Genomic DNA, 22143 nt, shown 5'->3' on the forward strand with positions numbered 1-22143 from the left:
AGCCGGCCGCAGCGGGCCATCCTGACCCCATGACGCTCGCTTCGCCGGCGACCGCGCTCCGTCGCGGCGGCCACGACCACATCGTCGACGTGCTGATCGCCGAACGGGCGCCGAAGCTGGCCGCCAGCGTCGCGTGGCCCGTCCTGCGGCCGCTGCTCTACGCGATGCTGGGCTATGGCAAGGCTCGGCGCATGGCCGAGGCCATCGCGCCGCTGACCGGCCGCGCCGCCCTGGAGCATGTCTCCGACCTGCTGGCGCTCAAGGTCCGCACGACCGGCCTTGACCGCGTGCCGGCGTCGGGCCGGCTGGTCGTGGTCTGCAACCACCCCACCGGCATCGCCGACGGGGTCGCGGTGTTCGACGCGCTGAAGGCGATCCGCCCGGAGATCTGCTTCTACGCCAACGCCGACGCCCACCGGGTTGTCCCGCGCTTCCACGATGTGCTGATCCCGGTGGAATGGGTCGAGGCCAAGCGCACCCGCGACAAGACCCGCAACACCCTGGTCCAGACCCGCGAGGCCCTAGAGGCGGAGCGCTGCCTGATGATCTTCCCCGCCGGCCGGCTGGCGCGGCGGGAGGCGGATGGCGTGCTGCGCGACCCCGAGTGGATGTCCTCGGCGGTGTCCCTGGCGCGGCGCTACGACGCCCCGGTCCTGCCGATGCATGTGACCGGGCCCTATTCGGCGATGTTCCATTTCTTCAACGGCGTCTCCGAGGAACTCCGGGACATCACCCTGTTCCACGAGCTGCTCAATAAGCACGGCCGCGCGTTCGACCTGACGGCCGGGCCGTTGATCGCCGCCGAGGCCCTCGACGGCGACCCCGTGGAGATGAGCGCGCGGCTGAAGGCCTATGTGGAACAGGCGTTGCCGTCCGACCCGGACCGGGCCTTCGCATGATCCTGGCCGACGAGGCGGCGACGGCGCGGCTGGGCGTGGGGATCGCGGGCCTGCTCCAGGCCGGCGAAGCGGTCTGCCTGTCCGGCCCACTGGGGGCCGGCAAGTCGACGCTGGCGCGCGCCCTGGTCCGGGCCCTGACCACGCCGGACGAGGAGGCGCCCAGCCCCACCTTCACCCTCGTGCAATTCTACGAAGGCAAGCGGCTGAACATCGCCCACTTCGACCTCTACAGGCTGAACGACGCCGCCGAGGCCTATGAGATTGGCCTCGACGAGGCGCTGGATGACGGCGCGGCGGTGATCGAGTGGCCGGAGCGGCTGGAGGGCCGCCTCCCGCCCGACCGACTCGATATAGAGATCATGTTCTGCGAGGACGCGAACAGCCGGCGGGTGCGGCTGGTTCCGCATGGGGCCTGGGAGGGACGACGGGTTGAGCTCGGAACGTGAGGCCGTGAAGCAGGACTTCCTGCGCGCCGCCGGCCTGGCCGACGCGCGACGAGAGCTGCTGTCCGGCGATGCGTCCACCCGGCGCTACGAGCGGCTGAGCGACGCGGCGGGGGCGAAGTCGATCTTCATGGACCAGCCGCCGGCCGTGGAGAGCGTGGTCTGCCCGCCGGGGGCCAGCGACGTCGAGCGCCGGGCCCTGGGCTACAACGCCGCCGCGCGCCTGGCCGCGGGCTCGGTGGCCGCCTTCGTGGCGACCGCGGCCTATCTGCGCGAGCACGGCCTGTCGGCGCCGCGGGTGCTGGCCCATGATGTGGACGCCGGGCTGGCCGTGCTGGAGGACCTGGGCGACGACCTCTACGCGACCCTGATCGAGGGCGGCGCGGCGGAAACGGCGCTCTACGAGGCCGCCGTCGACGCCCAGGTGGTGATGCAGGCCCAGCCGCCGCCGGCCGTGCTGGCGGCCGAGGGCGTGTGCTGGCCGCTGCTGAGCTACGACACCCTGGCCTTGAAGGTCGCCACCGACACCTTCCTGGCGTGGTGGCCGAAGCTGGTGGGCCTGCCGCCGCTCGGCGAGGCCGCCACCGCCGAATGGGATGCCCTGTGGGCCCCGGTCTGGGTGCGCGGCGAGGCGGGCGCCTCGGTGTTCACCCACCGCGACTACCACGCCCAGAACCTGCTCTGGCTGCCACAGCGGGGCGGCGTGGCGCGGGTGGGCATGCTGGACTTCCAGGACGCGCTGAAGGCTCATCCGGCCTGGGACCTGACCCACCTGCTGCAGGACGCCCGCCGCGACGTGTCGCCCGAGCTGGAGGCCGCCATGCTGGACCGGTTCCTCGCCGCCCGGCCCGAGCTGGACCGAGAGGCGTTCCTGGCCGACTACGGCATGCTGGCGGCGTCCAACGCGGCGCGTATCCTTGGCCGGGTGTTTGCGCGCCAGACCCTGCTGGGCCGGCCGCAATATCGCGCCTTCATGCCCCGCACCTGGCGCTACCTGGAGCGTAACCTCGCCGATCCTGCGATGGCGGACCTCAAGGCCTGGTTCGACCGCCATGTGCCGGCGGAGTCGCGCGCGTGACCGTGCTGCCCGGCCCGAAGACCGCCATGGTGCTGGCCGCCGGCCTGGGCACGCGCATGCGGCCGCTCACCGACCACCTTCCCAAGGCCCTGGTCCCGGTCGGCGGCAAGCCGCTGATCGACCACGTCCTGGACCGGCTGCGCGACGCCGGCGTGGAGCGGGCGGTGGTCAACGTCCATCACTTCGCCGACCAGATGGAGACGCATCTGGCGAAGCGGCGCGACCTGGCGGTGATGATCTCCGACGAGCGGGCCGCGTTGCTCGACTCCGGCGGGGGCATCAAGCACGCCGCCGACCAGCTGGGCCGCGATCCGATCTACGTGGCCAACATCGACTCCCTGTGGCTGGAGGGCCCGACCCCCGCCCTGGAGGCGCTGAAGGCGGCCTGGGACCCGGCGGCGATGGATATCCTGCTGCTGCTGGTCCGCCGCGGCCAGGGTATAGGGTTCGAGGGGCCACAGGGGTTCCTGCGCGACGCGGTCGGGCGGCTGACCCACTCCACCGACCCCGCCGCGCCGACGCCGTTCGTCAACATGGGCGTCGCCATCCTCAAGCCGCCGATCCTCGACGACCGGCCGGCCGGGACCTTCTCGATCATCCCGACCTGGCATCGACTGCAGGCGCAGGGCCGGCTGTACGGCGTGCCGATGGACGGGTTCTGGATGCATGTGGGCGACCCGGCGGCGCGCGACGCCGCCGAGGCCCGGCTTCCGAGCGGCCTCAAATGAGCGCCTTCTTCGAGCTGCCGGGCCCGCGCTGGTTCAACATCCCGGCGCACCGGCCGTTCGCCGAAGACCTGGCCCAGGGGCTCTACGACGCGCTGGCGCCCCTCGGCCCCGAGGCCCTGGCCGATGCGGTCGTGCTCACGCCGACGCGACGCGGCGCCCGGGCCCTGGCCGACGCCTTCATCAAGGCCGCGGGAGGCCGCGCCGTCCTGCCGCCGCAGATGCGGCCGCTGGGAGACCTGGAGGCCGGCGAGCCGCCGTTCGAGCCGGGCGACCTGGCCCTGGACCTGCCGGCCGCCATCGAGCCCCTGCGCCGCCGCTTCGAGCTCACCCGACTGGTCAACGACCTGGCCGACCACGTCCCCGGCGGCCTGGTGTCGGCGTCGGCCGCCTTGGACCTGGCCGATGCCCTGGGCGGCTTCCTCGACGGCCTGCAGATCGAGGGCATCGAGGTGGGCGGGCGGCTGGCCGGCCTGGTCGACGTCGCCGAACTGGCGGCCCACTGGGAGGTCTCCCGCACCTTCCTCGACACGGCGCTGACCCTGTGGCCCGCACGGCTGGACGCGCTGGGCGTGGTCGACGTCAGCGAACGGCGGGTGCGGCTGCTGCACCGGCTGGCCGAGCACTGGACCGACGCCCCGCCCAAGGGCGTGCTGGTGGCGGCCGGCTCCACCGGCACGGCGCCGGCCACCCGCGCCCTGCTGATCGCCGTGGCGGCGGCGCCCAAGGGGGCCGTGGTGCTGCCGGGCCTCGACCAGGACCTGGCCGACACAGCCTGGGCCGACGTGGATGTGCAGCATCCGCAGGGCGCCCTCAAACGCCTCCTGGGCGATGCCGGTGTGACGAAGGGCGACGTCCGCATCTGGCCAGCGTCGGCCGCCGTCAGCCTTCGAGGCAGCGCCCGGCAGCGGGTAATCAACGAGGCCCTGCGTCCCGCCGAGCAGACCGCCGATTGGCTGGGCGTCATCGCGCGCCTGCGGGAACGGGCCGGCTCCGGCCCCGACCCGATCGCCGAGGGGCTGAGGGGCCTGTCGCTGGTCAGCGCGCGGACCGAGGAGGAGGCCGCCACGGCGGTGGCGCTGCTGCTGCGCGAGGCCCTGGAGACCCCGGAGCGCACCGCCGCCCTGGTCACCCCGGACCAGGCCCTGGCGCGGCGGGTGGCCGCCAGGCTGACCCGCTGGGGGGTGATCGCGGATAGCTCGGCCGGGGAGAGCCTGGCGGGCTGCCGCTGCGGCGTGCTGGCCGCGCTGGTCGCCCGCGCGGCCGTCGATCCGCTGAGCCCGGTGACGCTGCTGGGCCTGCTGAAGCACCCCTTCGTCCGCCTGGGCGACAGCGCCGAGCTGGAACGCGCCGCCCTGCGCGGGCCGCGCGCCCGCAGCTGGGACGAGCTGAACACCCGCCTCCTCAAAGCGCCCCAAACCCTGCCGCTGGCCGAACGCCTGGAGGCCATCGTCGGGACCCTCGCCTGGGCCGCGAACGCCGACCCGCCGCCCGTGGCCGCCCGCCGCGTCGCCGCCGCCATGGAGGCGCTATGCGGCGACGCCGATCACAACACCGGCGACCTCTGGGCCGGCCACGGCGGCGAAGCCATGGGCCGGCTGCTGGCCGGGCTGATGCACGAGGGCGAGGGCCTGCCGGCCGTCACACCACGCCAGTTCGCCGACCTGCTGCAACGGCTGATGGAGGGCGAGACGATCCGGGCCGGGGGCGCCACCCATCCACGCCTGCGCATCCTGGGGGCCATCGAGGCCCGGCTTGTGCGGGCCGACCGGCTGGTGCTGGCGGGTCTGGAGGAAGGCGTCTGGCCGGCCGGCGCCGGCATCGATCCCTTCCTCTCGCGCCCGATGCGCAAGGCCCTGGACCTGCCCTCGCCAGAGCGGCGCATCGGCCTCTCCGCCCACGACTTCGCCCAGGCCGCCTGCGCGCCCGAGGTCATCCTGCTGCACACCGAACGCCGCGAGGGCGCGCCGTCGGTGAAGTCGCGCTGGCTCTGGCGGCTGGAGACCCTGGCGCGCGGCGCCGGCCTAGTGATCCCCGACCGGCCGGAGCTGCTGGACTGGGCGCGCGGGCTGGATGCGCCCGACGCCTACCGCCCCTATCCGCGCCCCGCTCCGAAGCCGCCGGTCGATCATCGACCGCACAGCCTGTTCGTGACCCGCATCGAGGCCCTGACGCGCGATCCGTACATGGTCTGGGCGCGCGACATCCTTCGCCTCTACGCCATGGAGCGGCCGGACGAGCAGGTCGAGGCCCGCGCCCGCGGGACGGCCATCCACGCCGCCTTCGAGCGCTTCGCCCTGACCTACCCGGCCGAGCTACCGTCCGACGCCGCGGCGATCTTCGAGGGCCTCTACCTGGAGGAACTGGTCAAGGCCGGCCTGCCCCGCGACGCCCTGGCCCGCGAGCGGGCGCTGGCTGCAGAGGCGGCGATCTGGGTCGCCGAACTGGAGACCGCCCGCCGCGCCGACGGGCGGGCGATCCACGTGGAGAAGACCGGCCGTCTGACCCTGGAGATCGCCGGCCGGCCCTTCACGCTCGCCGCCAAGGCCGACCGCATCGAGGTCGGGCCTGACGGCCTGGGCCACGTCCTCGACTTCAAGACCGGCGGCGCGCCGTCAAAGAAGATGGTGCAGAGCGGATTCTCGCCGCAGCTCACCCTGACCGCCGCGATCCTGGCGCGCGGCGGCTTCGCCGACATCGGCCCCGCGCAGCCCGGCGAGCTGACTTATCTGCAGGTCACCGGCCGCCGGCCGCCGGGCCGCGAGGAGGTCCGCGCCGCACCCGATGGCGACAATACCAAGGTGCTGAACAGCCGCGACGCCGCCGACCGCGCCCTGGAGGGCATGATCCGCCTGGTCGAGCGCTACGCCGATCCGGGGCAGGGCTATGCCTCGCGGGTCGCGCCGCAGTTCGTGCAGCTCTACGCGTCCGACTACGACCACCTGGCGCGGGTGTTCGAATGGTCGACCAGCGGCGAGGAGGGCGACGAATGACCCTCGAACTGGCCGACAGGACCCGCGACCCACAGGAGCTCGCCGCCGACCCGACCCTGTCGGCGTTCGTCACGGCCAACGCCGGGTCCGGCAAGACCAAGACCCTGATCGACCGGGTGGCGCGGCTGCTGTTCGCCAGGGTCCGGCCCGAGTCGATCCTCTGCGTGACCTACACCAAGGCCGCGGCGGCGGAGATGCAGCGCCGGCTGTTCCAGGTGCTGGGGTCGTGGTCGGTGGCCAGCGACGAGGCCCTGCGCAAGGACCTGGGCGCGCTGCAGGCTCGGCCGCCGGCCAGCTTCGACGCCAAGGACCTTTCCGAGGCCCGCGGCCTGTTCGCCGCCGCCCTGGAGACCCCCGGCGGCCTGAAGATCCAGACCATCCACGCCTTCTGCGAGAAGCTGCTGCGGCGCTTCCCGCTGGAGGCCGGGGTGTCGCCGTCCTTCCGGATCATGGACGACCCGGCCGCCGCCGCCGTGGCCGCCGCCGCGCGGCGGCTGGTGGCCAACCATGTGCTCGACACCGACGGCGAGGTGGCCGACGCCTATGCCCGCCTCTCGGTGGGCCTGGATTTCCAGGCCTTCCAGGCGATGTTCGCCGACTTCGAGGCCCGCCGCGGCGCGCTGTCGGCCTTCCTCGGCCGCGAGGGCGGCGTGGAGGGTGCGCGGGCCTGGATCTGGCGCGAGGTCGATGTGGCCCGTGGGTCGCGCCCGGACGAGCTGGCCGCCGAAGGCATGACGGAGATGGACCGCGGCCTCTACCGCCGCGCGGCCGACGCCCTGATGTCGGGCGCCAAGACCGACACCGACCGCGCCATGAAGCTCGCGACCCTGGCGGCGGCGGCCGACCCGTCGCTCGACGACGCCTTAGCCCTGTTCTTCACCGGCGCTGGCGAACCGGCCAAGTGGATGACCACCTCGGCCCGGATCAAGCAGGACCTCGCGCTACAGGGCCTCCTGCTGGCCGAACAGGCGCGCCTCGACGGGGTGCGCCAGCGCCTGCGCGCCGCCCAGATCGCCATCGACACCGACGACGCGCTCACCCTGGCCGATGCCTATCTCAAGGCCTACGCGATCGAGAAGGCCTCGGTTGGCGCCCTCGACTTCGCCGACCTGATCGAGAGGACCTGCCACCTCCTGCGCGACCGCCCCGAGGCGGCCTGGGTGCTCTACAAGCTGGACGGCGGGATCGACCACATCCTGGTGGACGAGGCGCAGGACACCGCACCCGACCAGTGGACCATCGTCGATGCCCTGACCGCCGAGTTCTTCTCCGGCCTCGGCCAGGGCGGCGACCGGCGCCTGGAGCGCGCCATGTTCGTGGTCGGCGACGAGAAGCAGTCGATCTATTCGTTCCAAGGCGCGCAGCCGGAACTGCTGCTGCGCAAGTTCGAGTTCCATTACGACCGGGCGACCAAGGCGGGCTTCAAGTTCCATCGCGTGGACCTGGTCACTTCCTGGCGCTCGACGCCCCAGGTGCTCTCGTTCGTGGACGCCGTGTTCGCGCCGCCCGACCTGGCCAATGCGATCCAGCCGCGCGACACCTATGAGCCTGTCGAGCACAGGCCGGCGGACCCCCGCCGGGACCATGCCGGATGCGTCGATGTCTGGGACCTGGAGGTCGACCGCAAGGGCGACGAGCCCGACGCCTGGGACGCGCCGCTCGACGCCGAACCGGAGCACAGCGCCAATCGCCGGCTGGCCAAGCGGATCGCCGACGAGATCACCCGCCTGATCCGCGACGGCGAGGCGGTCTACGACAAGGCGACGCGGGCCTGGCGTCCGGCCCATGCCGGCGACGTCCTGATCCTGGTTCGCCGGCGCAAGGCGCTGTTCGAGGCGATCCTGCGGGCCCTGAAGCAGGCGGGCCTGCCGGTGGCGGGCGCCGACCGGCTGGCCCTGAGCGGCCACATCATTTTCGACGACCTGTTGGCCCTGGCGCGCTTCGCGTTATTCCCCGACGACGACCTGACCCTCGCCGCCCTGCTGAAGAGCCCGTTCTGCGGGCTGGACGACGACGGGCTCTATGCCCTGGCTCATGGGCGGGGCGATGAGCGTCTATGGCCGCGTCTGCGACGGCGGGCGGGGGAGCGGTCGGACTGGGCCCAGGCGGCGACCTTCCTGGCCCTGGCGGTGGAGACCGCGAAGACCGCGCGGCCGTTCGAGTTCTATGCCCAGCTGACCGGCGCCCTGGCCGCCGACGGACGCTCCATGCGCCAGCGGCTGCTGGGCCGGCTGGGCGCCGAGGCCGAGGATGTGCTGGACGAGTTCCTGACCCAGGTGCTGGCCGCCGAACTGCGGGGCGCGCACGGCCTGGAGGCCCTGGTCGCCGAACTGGCCGGGCTCGACATCGTCGTGAAGCGGGAGATGGAGGCCGAGCGGCCCGAGGTCCGGGTGATGACCGCGCACGGCGCCAAGGGCCTTGAGGCGCCGATCGTCTTCCTGCCGGAGACGACGCTGACCCAGACCCAGCGCGGGTCGCCGCTGATGCGGGCCGGGCGGGCGGGCGACGAAGGCTTTCTGTGGTGCGCCGCGGCCGCGCGCGACTGCCCTGCCACCGCCGCCGCCCGGCAGACCCGGGCCCAGCGCGAGGAGGCCGAGACCTATCGCCTGCTCTACGTGGCCCTGACCCGGGCACGCGACCGCCTGGTGCTGTGTGGCCGCCGCGCCGAGCGCACCGATCCCGAGAAGCTGAAGGGCTGGTGGGGCGCGATCCGCGACGCCCTGACCCAGGCCGGAATCACCGACGAGGTCCGGGTGCTGGCGGACTGCGGCGGCGCGTTCCAGCGGTTCGGCCCCGATCCCGGCACGGCGCCGCGGCCCACGGCCCAGGCCGCGTCGCCCGCCGTCCTGCCCCCTTGGACCCAGCTAGCCGTGCCGCCCGAGGCCTATGCGCGCTATGCCTCGCCGTCCGACCTGGGTGAGGGCGCTGTGGTGGTCGCGCCGTCGCCGCTGGCGGCGGACGCCGGGCTGGGGCGGTTCCGGCGCGGCGACCTGATCCACCGGCTGCTGCAGTTGCTGCCGGACCTACCGCGCGGCGAATGGGCGGCGGGGGCGACCGCCCTGCTGGCCCGCGAGCGGGACCTTAGCCCCGACCAGCGCGCCGAGATGGCCGCCGCGGCGCTGTCGGTGCTGCAGGACGCCCGGTTCGCCGAGGTGTTCGGCGCGGGGTCGCGTCCCGAGGTGGCCATCGCCGGGACCGCCGCGGCCCTGCCGGCCGGCCTGCGCATTTCCGGCCGCATCGACCGGCTGGTGATGCTGCCGCAGCGGGTGCTGGTGGCGGACTTCAAGACCAACCGACCCTCGCCCGCCCGCATCGCAGACGCCGACCCGGCCTACCTGCGCCAGATGGCGCTCTATGCGGCCGTGCTGGGCGAAATCTTCCCCGGACGCGCCATCGAGGCAGCGATCATCTGGACCGACGACCCGAAGCTGATGCCGGTGCCAGAAATCCTGATGGCTCAAGCCCTTGCCGACCTGCGCCGTGCGGGTTGATAGAGGGACGGGGCCCGCCCATATGCGCGGATCGAGTGGCGGGGCGCGGCGTTGTCGTCAGGCCCCTGCCCAGAGGAGTTTTGCCATGAGCACCGTCAAGGTCACCGACGATTCCTTCCAAACCGACGTCCTGGCATCGACCCAGCCCGTGCTGGTGGATTTCTGGGCGGAGTGGTGCGGCCCCTGCAAGCAGATCGCCCCGGCCCTGGAACAGCTGTCCGAGGAACTGTTCGGCAAGGTGAAGATCGCCAAGCTGGATATCGAACAGAGCCCGACCACCCCCTCGCGCTACGGTGTGCGCGGCATCCCCACCATGATGCTGTTCAAGGACGGCCAGATGGCCTCGATGAAGGTCGGCGCCATGCCCAAGCAGAAGATCCTGGAGTGGCTGGCCGAAGCTGGCGTGTCGGCCTGACCCGCGGCCGGCGTGACAGGACGATGAAGCTCTATTCCGAAGACAGCTCGCCGTTCTGCGCGCCCGTACGGCTGGCGATCTACGCCAAGGGCCTGGACATCCCCATCGAACCGCCGCCCGGCGGCCTCAGGACCGAAGCCTATCGCCAGGTCTCGATGACCGGCAACATCCCGTGCCTGATGCTGGACGACGGCACGCCGCTGCCCGAGTCGACGGTGATCATCGACTATCTGGAAGACAAGTTCCCCGACCGGCCGCTGAAGCCGGCCGGGGCCGAGCCGCGGGCCCGCGAGGCCCTGATCCGCCGCATCGCCGAGACCGACCTGTCGCTGGCGTCGGTGAATTTCTTCTACAGCCTGCAGGCGGGCGGCGGCGACGCGGCGGCCCCGGTGGCGGCTGAGAAATTCGAACGCGGCCTGACCCTGATCGAGACCCTGATGTCCGACGACGGCTATGTCGCCGGGCCGCACCTGACCACCGCCGACTGCATCCTGGCCCCCGCCTTGCTGGGCGTGGCGGCGTTCGCCCCGCTGGTCGGCCGGCCGACCCTGATGGCCGACCATCCCAAGGTCGCCGCCTATGCGGCCCGCGCCGCGCGCCATCCGGCGGTGGCCAAGGTGACCGGCGAACTGCAGGTGGCGCTGGCGGCCAGCGGGATCACGCTGGGCTGACCCGCGCGCACTCGGCCTTGAAGTCGTAGCCGGCCGCGACGTCCTTGGCGCAGTCCGGCCAACGGTCGGTCTCCATCCAGTAGCTGGCGAAGCCCAGCTTGGCGCACAGGTGGGCGAACCGGGGGTCGCTGCGCAGGCGCTGGAACTCGGGCAGGAACAATACCTCCAGGCTGCCGTCCCCGGCGTCCAGCCGTCCGCCCGGCCGCCGAAGGTCGTCGAAGGACGTCGCCGCCAGGATCCCGTAGAGCCAGTCGAGGTCGCAGAACTCCGACAGCACCGCGGCGAAGGACAGCGGCAGCCGGCTACGGGCGGCGGCCATGTTGGCCAGCCCGATCAGCTGCGCCCGCATTTCGGCGCCTCCCTGGCGCCGCGCGCTGACCGCGAACAGCACGTTGCGCACGCGCTCGGAGTCTTCCGGGAACCGGGCCAGCCGGTCCGGCGTGATCCAGGTGTCGACCGCCTCCCAGTCGCCGGCCCCGGCCAGGCAGAAGACCAGGCTGAAGTAGGGCTGGGGCGACGACGGGAAACGGCGGACCAGATCGGTCCAGAGGCCCACGGCCTCCGCAGTGCGATCGGCCGCGCGCAAGGCGCTGGCGTAGGCGCTGGCCGCCGCGGCGTGCAGCGGATCCAGGCGGTAGGCTTCGGCCAGGGCCGGGATGGCGTCGGTCTGGCGGCCGACCTGCAGCAGGAGCCGGCCGTGGTCGAACAGCAGCGCCGCGTCGTTCGGCCAGCGCGCCCGCGCCGCCAGCAGCGACCGCTCCAGCTGGGTCCAGTCGGGGCACACCGGCGCCATCAGCAGCTGGATGCGAAGGGTGTCCGGCGCGTCGGGGGCCAGCATCTGGGCGCGCGCGACGGCGGCGCCGGCTTCGGCGAGAAGCCGCTCAGCCGCCTCTCCCTCGACGTGGCGCCAGTCGGCGGAGGTGCCGGCCAGGACTTGCAGCCGCGCGTCCGCCGCGGCCACCCACCCCGGCGCGAAATCGGGCGCCCGTCGGGTGACCTCCGCCAACAGCTCCAGGGTGGCCGGACCGGCCACCAGATCCAGGATCATCCCGCGCGCCCGCAGATAGGCGTCGTGGACGACGGGGTCCAAGGCGACGACCGCACCGGGCACGAGGGTCCGGTGCAGCGCGTCGGCCACCGCGGCGGCGATCTCGTCCTGCAGCGCCAGGACGTCCTCCAGCTCACGGTCGAACCGATCGGCCCAGACCGTCGTCTGGCCGGCGCACTCGATCAGCTGGGCGGAGATGCGCACGGTGCGGCCGCTGCGCCGCGCCGAGCCGTCCAGGACGTGGGTGGCCCCAAGCTCGCGGCTGATCCGCGGGATCGACTTGTCGGGCCCGCGGAACTGGAAGCTGGACGCGCGGCCGATCACCTTCAGCCCGCCGCGCTGGGAGAGGATGTGCAGGATCTCCTCGGTGACGCCCTCGGAGAAATAGGCCAGCTCCGGATCGGGCGACAGGTTGTCGAACGGCACCGCCGCCAGCAGGACCCCGTCGTCCGGGGCGCGGGGCGCGGTCGGCGCGGCGATCGCGCCGCCGACCGGGGTCAGCCGATAGCCCACCCGCGGGATGGTCTCGATCCGGAAGGCGCCGGAGGCCTCGCCCACCCGCCGGACCTTGGCCACGCAGTTGTTGATGGCGTCGTCGCCGACGATGCGCCCGGCCCAGCAGCTGGCGATCAGGTCGTCGCGCGAGACCACGTCGTCCGGCTGTCGGGCCAGCGCCACCAGCACCTGCATCACCCGCGGCTCCAGCAGGTTGCGCGCCGGGCCTTCGCCGGTCTCACGCCGGGACGGCCGCACCAGCAGCGGGCCCAGCCGGAAGTCCGCCTCGTGGGCCAAATCCACCGCCGGCGCCGTCATTTCGGCGTCCGTCGGCAATCGGTCGGCAAATGATGAGGTCGCCGTGCGGGCGGCGCGGCGGGCGATGCGGTGTCCTGAGTGGGCGGGACGAGCCCGCACACACAACCAGGGTCACCCGATGCCGCTCCTTCGCAACCCATTCCGGAAACGCCCCCAGCACCGGCTCCCGCCGTGGGCCCTGTCTAGCGCAGCCGCGATGACGCGTCAGCCGCACACGATCCGGTTCCCTAGCGCGGCGAGCTCGGCGCCTTGAACCCGACCAACGCCGTGGAGGCCGAGGGTCAGTTCGGCCAGGTCTCCGGGCTCATCGCCAGGACCTCGCCGGCGAAGTGCAGGCCGCCGCAGATCAGCACGTGCGGGGCCGGGCCGTCGGCCTCCAGGGCGCGGGCCACGCCATCGGCGACATTCGCCGAGGTCTCGGGCTCCAGGCCGGCGCGGATCGCGGCTTCCACCAGCTCGTCCGTGCCGGCGGCGATGGGGCTGTCGAAGGTGGTGGTGATCAGGCGCGGACGCATCTCGGCGAAAGGGCGGAAGAAGCCCTCGGCGTCCTTGCGGGCGAACATACCGGTGACCAGCACCAGCGGCCGCGGATCGCGGTCGATCAGCCGCGAGGCGGCCTCCGCCAGCGCGCGGCCAGCATGCGGGTTATGGCCCCCGTCCAGCCAGAGATCGGCGCCCCGCGCGCGGGCCAGATCCGCCAGCGGCCCGGCGGTCAAGCGCTGCATGCGCGCCGGCCAGACCGTCGATGAGACCCCGCGGCCCAGGTCCTCGTCGCCAAGGTCGTGGTTGAAGGTCAGCGCCGCGGCCACCGCCAGGCCGGCGTTGGCGAACTGGTAGCCACCGAACAGGCTCGGGGCCGGCAGGTCCAGCAACCGCTCGGGCATCTGCACCAGCAGGCGGCCACGCTCCTCCCAGGCGTCGAAGTCGCGGCCCATCAGCAGCATCGGCGCCATGCGGTCGTCAGCCTCCCGCTCGATCATCTCCAGCGCCTCGTCGGCCTGGCGGGCCACCACCACCGGGCGGCCGGTCTTGATGATCCCGGCTTTTTCCCAGGCGATCTTCGGCAGGCCGGGGCCCAGCATCTCCAGGTGGTCGTAGTCGACGGGGGCGATCACGCTGACCGCCGGGGCGGCGAAGATGTTGGTGGCGTCGAACCGGCCGCCCAGCCCCACCTCGACGATACAGAGGTCGGCCGGGGTCTCGGCGAAGGCCAGGAACGCCAGCACCGTGGTGATCTCGAAGAAGCTGATCGGCTCGCCGGCGTTGGCCGCCTCGACCCGGTCGGTGAGCTCGGTCAGCTGGTCATCGGTGATCAGCCTGCCGGCCAGCCGGATTCGCTCGGCGAAGCGCACCAGGTGTGGCGAGGTCAGGGCGTGGACGCGCAGGCCAGCGGCCTCGGCGATGGCGCGCAGGAAGGCGACCGTCGAGCCCTTGCCGTTGGTGCCGGCCACATGGATCACCGGCGGCAGCTTCAGGTCCGGCCGGCCCAGCGTCGCCAGCAGGCGTTCCACGCGACCGGTGGTCAGGTCGATCAAGGTCGGATGATTGGCGCGCAGACGCTGGATCACCGCGTCGGAGGCGCGGATCGGATCGTGCCCGGGATCGAGTGGACGATTCACGGACATCGGCTGCCCCTCTCCTCACCCATTGGGGGAGGAGGACCAGCCGAAGGCTGGTGGAGGGGGCCTGCCGCGGCCGCCGAGTGGCCGAGGTCCCTCCTGCATGCCCCCTCCACCATGCCGCGCATGGTCCCCCTCCCCCGCCGGGGGAGGAGAGGCACGATCAAGGCTGTGACAGGCTCAGGCTGCTGAAAGACGCTCACGCCCCATCATAAGCGTCTTCAGGATCGAGCTCAGCTTTTCCGGCAAGTCGGCGCGCTTGACCACCTGATCGACCATGCCGTGCTCCACCAGGAACTCCGAGCGCTGGAAACCGGGCGGCAGGGTCTCGCGGATGGTCTGCTCGATCACGCGCCGGCCTGAGAAGCCGATGGTCGCGTTGGGCTCGGCCAGGTGGATGTCGCCCAGCATGGCGTAGGAGGCGGTCACTCCGCCGGTGGTCGGGTCGGTCAGCACCACGACATAGGGCAGGCCCGCGGCCTTGACCTCGTTCAGCGCCAGGGTGGTGCGGGCCATCTGCATCAGGCTGAGCGTGCCCTCCTGCATGCGCGCGCCGCCCGAGGCGGTGAAGATCACCAGCGGGACCTGTCGCTTCACGGCTTCCTGCGCCGCCTTCACGAAGGTCTCGCCGGCCGCCATGCCCAGCGAGCCTCCCATGAAGGTGAAGTCCTGCACGATCACCATCGCCGGCTGGCCCCGGATATGGCCGTAGCCGATGGCCATGGAGTCCTGCTCGCCGGTTGCCTTGCGGGCGGCCTTCAGGCGCTCGGGATAGGGCTTGTCGTCCGGGAAGTTCAGCGGGTCGTCGATGACGATCGGCGTGGCGATCCGCTCATAGCTGGCGTCGTCGAAGGTGTAGTCCAGGCGAAGCTTGGAGCCGATCCGCATGTGGGCGCCCGACGGCGTGACCCACAGGGCGGCCTCCAGGTCCGGCCGGTACAGCATCTCGCCGCTGTCCGGATCCTTGACCCACAAGTTGTCCGGCGTGTCGCGCTTGGCGATGTTGCGGACGCCGGGCGCGATCCGCGACAGCCAGCCGCGGCGTTCGCGCGGATTGGCCGGACGGGCGGGTTTGTCGTTACGCTGATCAGCCATCGCCATCGGGTTTGTTCAGACCGCCGCCAGGCCCTGGCGCGCGAAGCGCACGGCCTTGGCCAGAGATGCCACTTTCCGCAGAACCCGCGCGGTCACGTCTTCGTTCATGTCCACCGCGCCGGCGACTTCGTCCACCAGGGCCGAGCCGACCACCACCGCATCGGCGACCCGGGCGATGGCCGCCGCGCGCTCCGGCGTGCGGATCCCGAAGCCGACCGCCACGGGAAGCTGCGACGCGGCGCGCACGCGCTCGACGTGCGGCGCGACAGTCCGAGCGTCGGCCTCCTTGACCCCGGTCACCCCGGCGACCGAGACGTAGTAGACGAACCCCGAGGTCCGGCGCAGCACCACCGGCAGGCGCCTGTCGTCGGTGGTGGGAGTGGCCAGGCGGATCAGCGACAGGTGGGCGGCGTCCAGGGCGTCGGCGAGCGGATCGGACTCTTCCGGTGGCAGGTCGACGACGATCATCCCGTCGATCCCGGCCGCCGCGGCGTCGCGCGCGAAGGCGTCGTAGCCCCAGGTCACCAGCGGGTTGGTGTAGCCCATCAGGATGATCGGGGTGTCCTGGTCGCCGTCGCGAAAGGCGCGGGCCAGGTCCAGCGTGCCCTTCAGGGTCATGCCCCTGGCCAGCGCCCGCTGCGCCGCGCGCTGGATCGGCGGGCCCTCGGCCATCGGATCGGAGAACGGGAAGCCCAGCTCGATGATGTCCGCCCCGGCGGCGGGCAGGCCCTTGAGAATCTGCAGGGCCGTGTCGGCATCCGGATCGCCGGCCATCACATAGGCCACGAACGCCGCGCGGCCCTCGGCCCTCAGCGCGGCGAACCGGGCGTCGATGCGGGCCTTGGTCAAACCTCGCGCCCCAGGTACGCCGCCACGGTGGCGACGTCCTTGTCGCCGCGGCCGGAGAGGTTCAGCACCACGATCCCGTCCTGGCCGACGTCCCGGGCCACGTCGCCCAGGCGGGCCAGGGCGTGCGCCGACTCGATGGCCGGCAGGATGCCCTCCAGCTCGGCGCAGAGCTTGAACGCTTCCAGGGATTCGGTGTCGGTGGCGGTGAGGTAGCTTGCCCGGCCCACATCGTGCAGCCACGAGTGCTCCGGACCGATGCCGGGATAGTCCAGGCCGGCGGAGATCGAGTGGGCCTCGGTGATCTGGCCCGCCGCGTCCTGCAGCAGATAGGTCATGTTGCCGTGCAGGACGCCCGGCCGGCCGCCGTTGATCGCCGCGGCGTGGCGGCCGGTGTCCATGCCCTCGCCGGCGGCCTCCACCCCGATCAGCTTCACGCCCGCGTCGTTGAGGAACGGATGGAAGATGCCAATCGCGTTGGAGCCGCCGCCGACGCAGGCCACGACGGCGTCGGGAAGCCGCCCCTCGGCGGCCAGGATCTGGTCGCGCGTCTCGCGGCCGATCACCGACTGGAAGTCGCGGACCATCTCCGGATAGGGGTGCATGCCCGCCGCGGTGCCGATCAGGTAGTAGGTGTCGTGGACGTTGGTGACCCAGTCGCGCAGGGCCTCGTTCATGGCGTCCTTCAGGGTCGCCGAGCCCGAGGTCACCGGCCGCACCTCCGCGCCCAGCAGGTTCATCCGGAACACGTTCGGCTTCTGCCGCTCGACATCGACCGCGCCCATATAGACCACGCAGGGCAGGCCGAAGCGGGCGCAGACGGTGGCTGTCGCCACCCCGTGCTGGCCGGCGCCGGTCTCGGCGATGATCCGGGTCTTGCCCATCCGCATGGCCAGCAGGATCTGGCCCATGCAGTTGTTGATCTTGTGCGAGCCGGTGTGATTCAGCTCCTCGCGCTTGAAGTAGATCTTCGCCCCGCCGAAGTGCCGGGTCAGGCGCTCGGCGAAATAGAGCGGCGAGGGGCGGCCCACATAATGGGTCAGGAAGCCGTCCAGCTCGGCCTGGAACGCCGGGTCCGCCTTGGCCGCCAGATAGGCCGCGTCCAGATCGTGGACCAGCGGCATCAAGGTCTCGGGCACGTACTGGCCGCCATAGTCGCCGAACCGCCCGTGGGCGTCGGGATAGGCCGAGTAGTCGTTGGGCTTGGCGGGGAGGTTCACGGCTGACTCTACGCGCGACGAACGGCGTCGAGAAACGCCGTGATCAAGGCGGGGTCCTTTAGTCCGGGTCCGCGCTCCACGCCAGAGGAAACGTCGACCATCGGCGCGCCGGAGGCGGCCACGGCGCCGGCCACGTTCCAAGGGTCCAGGCCGCCGGCCAGGAACCACGGCCGCGCGAACCGGCGGCCGGCCAGCAGGGTCCAGTCGAAGGGCGCGCCCAGCCCGCCCGGTCGCTCGGCATCCTTCGGCGGCTTGGCGTCGAACATCAGGTGCTCGACGACCGTATCGTAGGCCGCGGCGGCGCGGAGGTCGGAGGCCTCCGACACCGGCAGCACCTTGATGACGCCGACGCCGGCCCGCCGGGCGATCTCGTGCGCCCGGGCCGGGGTTTCCTTGCCGTGCAGCTGCATGAGGTCGGGTTGCAGAATGCGCGCGATCCGATCGACCTCGGCGTCGCTGGGATCGACCAGCAGCGCGACCACCTTGGCCCGACCCTTCACGGGCTGGACCAGCCGCGCGGCCAGGTCCGGGGCGACGTTGCGCGGACTCTTCTCGAAGAACACGAACCCCAGCCATCCCGCCCCCCCGTCCAGCGCCGCGCGCACGGCCTCGGAGGTGGAAAGCCCGCAGATCTTGGTCGTGGCGGTCATGAAGGCGGATTAGGGGAGAAGAGCGCGCAGGCGCAAGTCATCCCTCCTCTTTGGGGGAGGGAAAGGCTACGTCGCCGCCTGACCCTTCAGCAGGTCGCGAATCTCGATCAGCAGGGCTTCCTGCGGCGGCGGCGGCGGCTTTTCATCGGCGGGGGCGGCATCCTCCTGCCGGCGCAGCGTGTTGACGCCCTTCACCAGCATGAACACCACCCAGGCCACGATCATGAACTTGATCGAGGTGTTGATGAAGGCGCCGTACTGGATGGCCACCTGCTCGTTGGCCTTGGTCAGCGGGTTGTCCGGCTTCAGCACCCATTCCAGGTGCGAGAAGTCGATGCCCGACAACAGCAGGCCGACCGGCGGCATGACGATCTGGTCGACCAGGGATTTGACGATGTCGTTGAACGCCGCGCCGATGATCACGCCGACGGCGAGGTCGATGACGTTGCCGCGGGCGATGAACTCGCGGAATTCCGAGAAGATGCTCATGTGGTGAGCCTCCTACGCTGAGTGGCTCTATTCGTCTTCGGCGTTCAGCCGCTCGCGCAGCTCCTTGCCGCTCTTGAAGAAGGGCACATGTTTGGCGCGCACGTCCACAGGCTCGCCAGTGCGTGGGTTGCGGCCGGCGCGGGCCTCGCGGGAGCGGACGGACAGGGCGCCGAAGCCGCGCAGCTCGACCCGGCCGCCGTCTTCCAGGGCCTCTATCATCCGCTCCAGGATCACGCCCACCACCCGCTCGATATCGCGCTGGGTCAGGTGCGGATTCTCCTCCGCGAGTTTCGCGATCAGCTCGGACTTGATCATTTGGCCCCTCGAACCGTCGCGACCATGGGCGAACCCGACAGGCGGATCAAGGATCAAAAGCGGGTCTGCCGAGCTAGAGTCCAGCTTGCCGCACGCTGTGGCCCCGCAACCCCAGCGCGTCAGAGCGGCGCGCGGATCAGGGTGTCCTCGGCGGCGATCCGGCGCAGCGCGCGGCTGGCGTCCTCGGCTTCCGTGGCGGTGATCTCCGGCCTGAGCGCGCGCATGTCGGAGGTGAAGCGCGCGATGCCGCCGCTGATTCCCGAACTGCGCTTCAGTTCCATGCCGCCGATCGTCTCCTGGCCGCTGGCGCCGCGTACGCTGAAGCCTTTGCCGCCGGCCGGCAGCACCACCTCGGTGGTCGCCCGCACATAGAAGGGGAACGGCACCGCGTAGGGGGCGTCGCGGTTGGGACCCGGCTCGCGGCGGGGGAAGCCGCCGGTCTGGTTTCCGGAGGCCGCCACGCGGTATTCGCGCATGCCCAGGTCCTGGTTCTTGCGCCAGTCGAGGTCCGCGGTCCCCGACAGCTGGACCTCGAAGCTGTCGTTGGCCGGATCGTCGGTCCACTCGACCTTGTCGACTTCGGCCCAGCTCATGTTGCCGGAGATCTGCTGGCGGAAGTTGCGTTCCAGGTCGGCGCGCGGGGTGGCCGCGACCATCTGGCGCAAGGCGTTGGCGGCGTCGCCCTTCAGCAGGGTGCTGATGCGCAGCCCCGCCGGGGCGTCGAGGCCCTTGGAGGCGTCGAAATGCAGGGTGGCGACGATCTGCGGTTCGTCCAGCGGCGGCACCACGATCTCCTCAAGATCGGCGCCGGACGCGCGCACTGGCAGCGCCCAGCGGTGGGGCGGCGGCTTCAGCACCTGCAGCCCGCTCTTGTCGCCGGTGCGGGTGCCGTCCAGCCAGTAGACCTTGCCGTCGAGGGTGGCGCGGACGATCACATGGTTGAAGGCCGCCAGGGACGGCAGCCGCTCGTTCATCCCGTCGCCGCCGCCCAGGCTGACCAGGGCCGGCTCGGCCGGGACGTCGAGGTCCTTCAGGATCGCCAGCAGCAGGGCGGTCTTGCCCTTGCAGTCGCCGAACTTGCGGGCCCACGTGTCGTCGGCGCGGGCCGGCACATAGCCGCCATCGCCGATGCCGATGAAGAAGTAGCGGGTCTTGTCCTCCACCAGCTGCAGGGCCGCGAAGGCGCGGGCCTTGGGATCCTTGGTGCGGGCGGCGATGGCGGCGACCTCGGCGTTGAGGTCCGAGGCGCGGTCGATGCTGGCGGCGCGGGCATAGAGCGGCGCCATCGTCTGGGAGATCTCGTTCCAGCTGGAAAAGCCGCTGGTCTCCATGAACCCCAGCCGGCGGAAGCGCTGCGGCGCGCCCACCGGCGGCTGCGGCGCCTGGGCCTGGGCCACGTCGAGGTCGAGGAAGGTCCAGCCGTCGCGGTGGCTGACCGTGGGCTCGCCGAAGCCGGTGGTGGTGCGATAGCGGATCGGGTCGCCGTCCGGCCAGCTCAGCCGCACGCGGTAGCGGCCGGCAACCCCCGGAAAGCCCAGGCCTTCCATGTCGTAGGAGCGGTTGCCGGCCACCGGGTCGCGGCCGGTGTGGGTCCAGGAAACGTCGAGGATGTCGCCCACCTGCAAGCCCTCGATCTGCTGGGTGGCGCTCATCCGCCCGTCCAGGGTGGCGCGCTCCAGATCCTGCTCGCGGCGCAGGATCAGCATCTTCTTGCCCATGCCCAGCAGGTCGATGGTCTGGCCGCCCCGGATCAGGCGGATGGCGTGGACGGTGACCTGCTCGTCGTCGGGGTCCCAGGTGACGCCGAAGGTGGTCAGCCCGGCCAGGCCCTCGGGCTTCAGCACCTTCTGGACGCGGCGGTTGTAGAAGCCGTCGCCCTGCGGCGAGAGCCGGCTCTGGTTGTCGTCCAGCAGGGTCTGGATGGCGGGCGCCCCCTCGGCGGGCGGCGGGTCGGGGACCGGGGCCACCTCCACCCATTTGGGCGGGTCGCCGAAGGCCGGCTTCGACGCGCCGAGCGCGGGGGAGGCGAGCAGGAGAACGGCGGCGAAACCCGCGGCCAGGCTGGCGAAACGCGACACTTGTTTGGGCGCCCTTCCGAGACGTGTGGACTTCACGATAGTGCGCCCCCGCACAAACGAAAACGGCGGACCGGAGACCGGTCCGCCGTTCGCAGTCTAGGCCAACAGGCCCGAACTATTCCTTCTGCGCCTTCTCGCGCAGCGCCGCACCCAGGATATCGCCCAGGGAAGCGCCGCTGTCCGACGAACCGAACTGCTCGATGGCTTCCTTTTCCTCAGCCATTTCCAGGGACTTGACCGACAGCGAGATGCGGCGGGCCGCCTTGTCGACGTTGGTCACCTGGGCGTCCAGGCGGTCGCCGACGGCGAACCGTTCCGGGCGCTGGTCGGCGCGGTCGCGGCTGAGGTCCGACTTGCGGATGAACGAAGTCATCTGCGTATCGTCGTCGCCCAGGCGCACTTCCAGGCCGCCCGAGGTGATCTCGGTGACCTGGACGGTGACCGTCTGGCCCTTGCGGTAGGTGTCGCCCTGCAGCGGGTCGCCGCTCAGCTGCTTGATGCCGAGCGAGATACGCTCCTTCTCGACGTCGACGTCCAGGACGCGGGCCTTCACGGTCTCGCCCTTGGTATATTTTGAGATGGCTTCCTCGCCCGGCGCCGCCCAGTCCAGGTCGCTCAGGTGCACCATGCCGTCGATGTCGTTCTCCAGCCCGATGAACAGGCCGAACTCGGTGGCGTTCTTGACTTCGCCCTCGACGACCGTGCCGATCGGGTGGGCCGCCACGAAGGCTTCCCACGGATTGGCCAGGGCCTGCTTGAGGCCCAGGGACACGCGGCGCTTGGACGGATCGACGTCCAGCACGACCACATCCACTTCCTGGGAGGTGGAGACGATCTTGCCCGGGTGGACGTTCTTCTTGGTCCAGGACATTTCGGAGACGTGCACCAGGCCCTCGACGCCGGCTTCCAGCTCCACGAAGGCGCCGTAGTCGGTGATGTTGGTGATGCGGCCGGTGAACTTGGCGCCCACGGGATACTTGGCTTCCACGCCGTCCCAGGGGTCGGACTGCAGCTGCTTCATGCCGAGCGAGATGCGCTGGGTGTCGGGGTTGATCTTGACGATCTGCACCTTGACCGTGTCGCCCACCGCCAGCACCTGGCTCGGGTGGTTGACCCGCTTCCAGCTCATGTCGGTGACGTGCAGCAGGCCGTCGATGCCGCCCAGGTCCACGAAGGCGCCGTAGTCGGTGATGTTCTTGACCACGCCGTCGCGGACTTCGCCCTCTTGCAGCTGGCTGACCAGTTCGGTGCGCTG

18 protein-coding genes are annotated in these 22143 nt (G+C 71.6%); 8 read left to right on the forward strand and 10 right to left on the reverse strand.

The features are described 5' to 3' along the window. The first annotated feature begins 29 nt into the window (after positions 1 to 29). The 8 genes from Q0R13_RS06960 to Q0R13_RS06995 all read left to right on the forward strand — a co-directional run bounded on the left by Q0R13_RS06960 (position 30) and on the right by Q0R13_RS06995 (position 10715). Complete coding sequence (locus Q0R13_RS06960; protein ID WP_293901487.1) at positions 30 to 899, forward strand: 1-acyl-sn-glycerol-3-phosphate acyltransferase; 870 nt, start codon at positions 30 to 32, stop codon at positions 897 to 899. Beyond that, positions 896 to 1345, forward strand: a complete 450-nt coding sequence (gene tsaE, locus Q0R13_RS06965; RefSeq protein WP_293901490.1) for a tRNA (adenosine(37)-N6)-threonylcarbamoyltransferase complex ATPase subunit type 1 TsaE — start codon at positions 896 to 898, stop codon at positions 1343 to 1345. Before Q0R13_RS06960 ends, tsaE begins: the two co-directional genes overlap by 4 nt. Next, positions 1329 to 2420 carry an N-acetylmuramate/N-acetylglucosamine kinase AmgK gene (gene amgK / locus Q0R13_RS06970; protein ID WP_293901493.1) on the forward strand — a complete coding sequence of 364 codons (1092 nt, stop codon included), beginning with the start codon at positions 1329 to 1331 and terminating at the stop codon, positions 2418 to 2420. Before tsaE ends, amgK begins: the two co-directional genes overlap by 17 nt. Positions 2421 to 2446: 26 nt before the next feature. Further along, a complete protein-coding gene (locus Q0R13_RS06975; protein WP_293901544.1) occupies positions 2447 to 3148 on the forward strand; it encodes a nucleotidyltransferase family protein in 702 nt (233 codons plus the stop codon). Beyond that, positions 3145 to 6138 (forward strand): double-strand break repair protein AddB, encoded by a 2994-nt coding sequence (gene addB / locus Q0R13_RS06980; RefSeq protein WP_293901496.1) that lies wholly within the window; start codon positions 3145 to 3147, stop codon positions 6136 to 6138. The genes Q0R13_RS06975 and addB overlap by 4 nt, the downstream gene beginning before the upstream one ends. Then, the gene (gene addA, locus Q0R13_RS06985; protein ID WP_293901499.1) at positions 6135 to 9629 is read left to right on the forward strand and encodes a double-strand break repair helicase AddA; all 3495 of its coding nucleotides are present in this window, start codon (positions 6135 to 6137) and stop codon (positions 9627 to 9629) included. Before addB ends, addA begins: the two co-directional genes overlap by 4 nt. An 85-nt stretch (positions 9630 to 9714) precedes the next feature. Next, positions 9715 to 10044 carry a thioredoxin gene (gene trxA / locus Q0R13_RS06990; protein ID WP_293901502.1) on the forward strand — a complete coding sequence of 110 codons (330 nt, stop codon included), beginning with the start codon at positions 9715 to 9717 and terminating at the stop codon, positions 10042 to 10044. Between the two features lie 23 nt (positions 10045 to 10067). Then, on the forward strand, positions 10068 to 10715 hold the full coding sequence (locus Q0R13_RS06995; protein WP_293901505.1) for a glutathione S-transferase family protein: 648 nt from the start codon (positions 10068 to 10070) through the stop codon (positions 10713 to 10715). Here Q0R13_RS06995 and Q0R13_RS07000 read toward each other — a convergent pair. From Q0R13_RS07000 to Q0R13_RS07045, 10 genes are all read right to left on the reverse strand, one after another. Next, positions 10702 to 12576, reverse strand: a complete 1875-nt coding sequence (locus Q0R13_RS07000) for a winged helix-turn-helix domain-containing protein (RefSeq protein WP_293901508.1) — start codon at positions 12574 to 12576, stop codon at positions 10702 to 10704. The genes Q0R13_RS06995 and Q0R13_RS07000 overlap by 14 nt on opposite strands. 281 nt (positions 12577 to 12857) lie before the next feature. Beyond that, positions 12858 to 14201, reverse strand: a complete 1344-nt coding sequence (locus Q0R13_RS07005) for a folylpolyglutamate synthase/dihydrofolate synthase family protein (RefSeq protein WP_293901511.1) — start codon at positions 14199 to 14201, stop codon at positions 12858 to 12860. A gap of 174 nt (positions 14202 to 14375) precedes the next feature. Then, entirely contained in the window at positions 14376 to 15296 is a 921-nt protein-coding gene (gene accD, locus Q0R13_RS07010) for an acetyl-CoA carboxylase, carboxyltransferase subunit beta (protein ID WP_293901514.1), read from the reverse strand. A gap of 9 nt (positions 15297 to 15305) precedes the next feature. Next, positions 15306 to 16139: a tryptophan synthase subunit alpha gene (gene trpA, locus Q0R13_RS07015; protein ID WP_293901517.1), complete on the reverse strand. Its 834-nt coding sequence runs from the start codon at positions 16137 to 16139 to the stop codon at positions 15306 to 15308. Next, positions 16136 to 17356: a tryptophan synthase subunit beta gene (gene trpB / locus Q0R13_RS07020; protein WP_293901520.1), complete on the reverse strand. Its 1221-nt coding sequence runs from the start codon at positions 17354 to 17356 to the stop codon at positions 16136 to 16138. Before trpB ends, trpA begins: the two co-directional genes overlap by 4 nt. An 8-nt stretch (positions 17357 to 17364) precedes the next feature. Continuing rightward, on the reverse strand, positions 17365 to 18006 hold the full coding sequence (locus tag Q0R13_RS07025; protein WP_293901523.1) for a phosphoribosylanthranilate isomerase: 642 nt from the start codon (positions 18004 to 18006) through the stop codon (positions 17365 to 17367). A 66-nt stretch (positions 18007 to 18072) separates the two neighbouring features. After that, positions 18073 to 18495 (reverse strand): large-conductance mechanosensitive channel protein MscL, encoded by a 423-nt coding sequence (gene mscL / locus Q0R13_RS07030; protein WP_293901526.1) that lies wholly within the window; start codon positions 18493 to 18495, stop codon positions 18073 to 18075. A gap of 27 nt (positions 18496 to 18522) precedes the next feature. Beyond that, positions 18523 to 18810 carry an integration host factor subunit beta gene (locus Q0R13_RS07035; RefSeq protein ID WP_293901529.1) on the reverse strand — a complete coding sequence of 96 codons (288 nt, stop codon included), beginning with the start codon at positions 18808 to 18810 and terminating at the stop codon, positions 18523 to 18525. 119 nt (positions 18811 to 18929) lie between these two features. Then, positions 18930 to 20888 carry a DUF3857 domain-containing protein gene (locus Q0R13_RS07040; RefSeq protein WP_293901532.1) on the reverse strand — a complete coding sequence of 653 codons (1959 nt, stop codon included), beginning with the start codon at positions 20886 to 20888 and terminating at the stop codon, positions 18930 to 18932. 115 nt (positions 20889 to 21003) lie between these two features. Then, positions 21004 to 22143: 30S ribosomal protein S1 (locus Q0R13_RS07045; protein WP_293901535.1), on the reverse strand; the 1140-nt coding region annotated here is incomplete at its 5' end.

Source organism: Phenylobacterium sp. (assembly GCF_025351295.1).
In the GTDB taxonomy this organism is placed as follows: domain Bacteria; phylum Pseudomonadota; class Alphaproteobacteria; order Caulobacterales; family Caulobacteraceae; genus Phenylobacterium.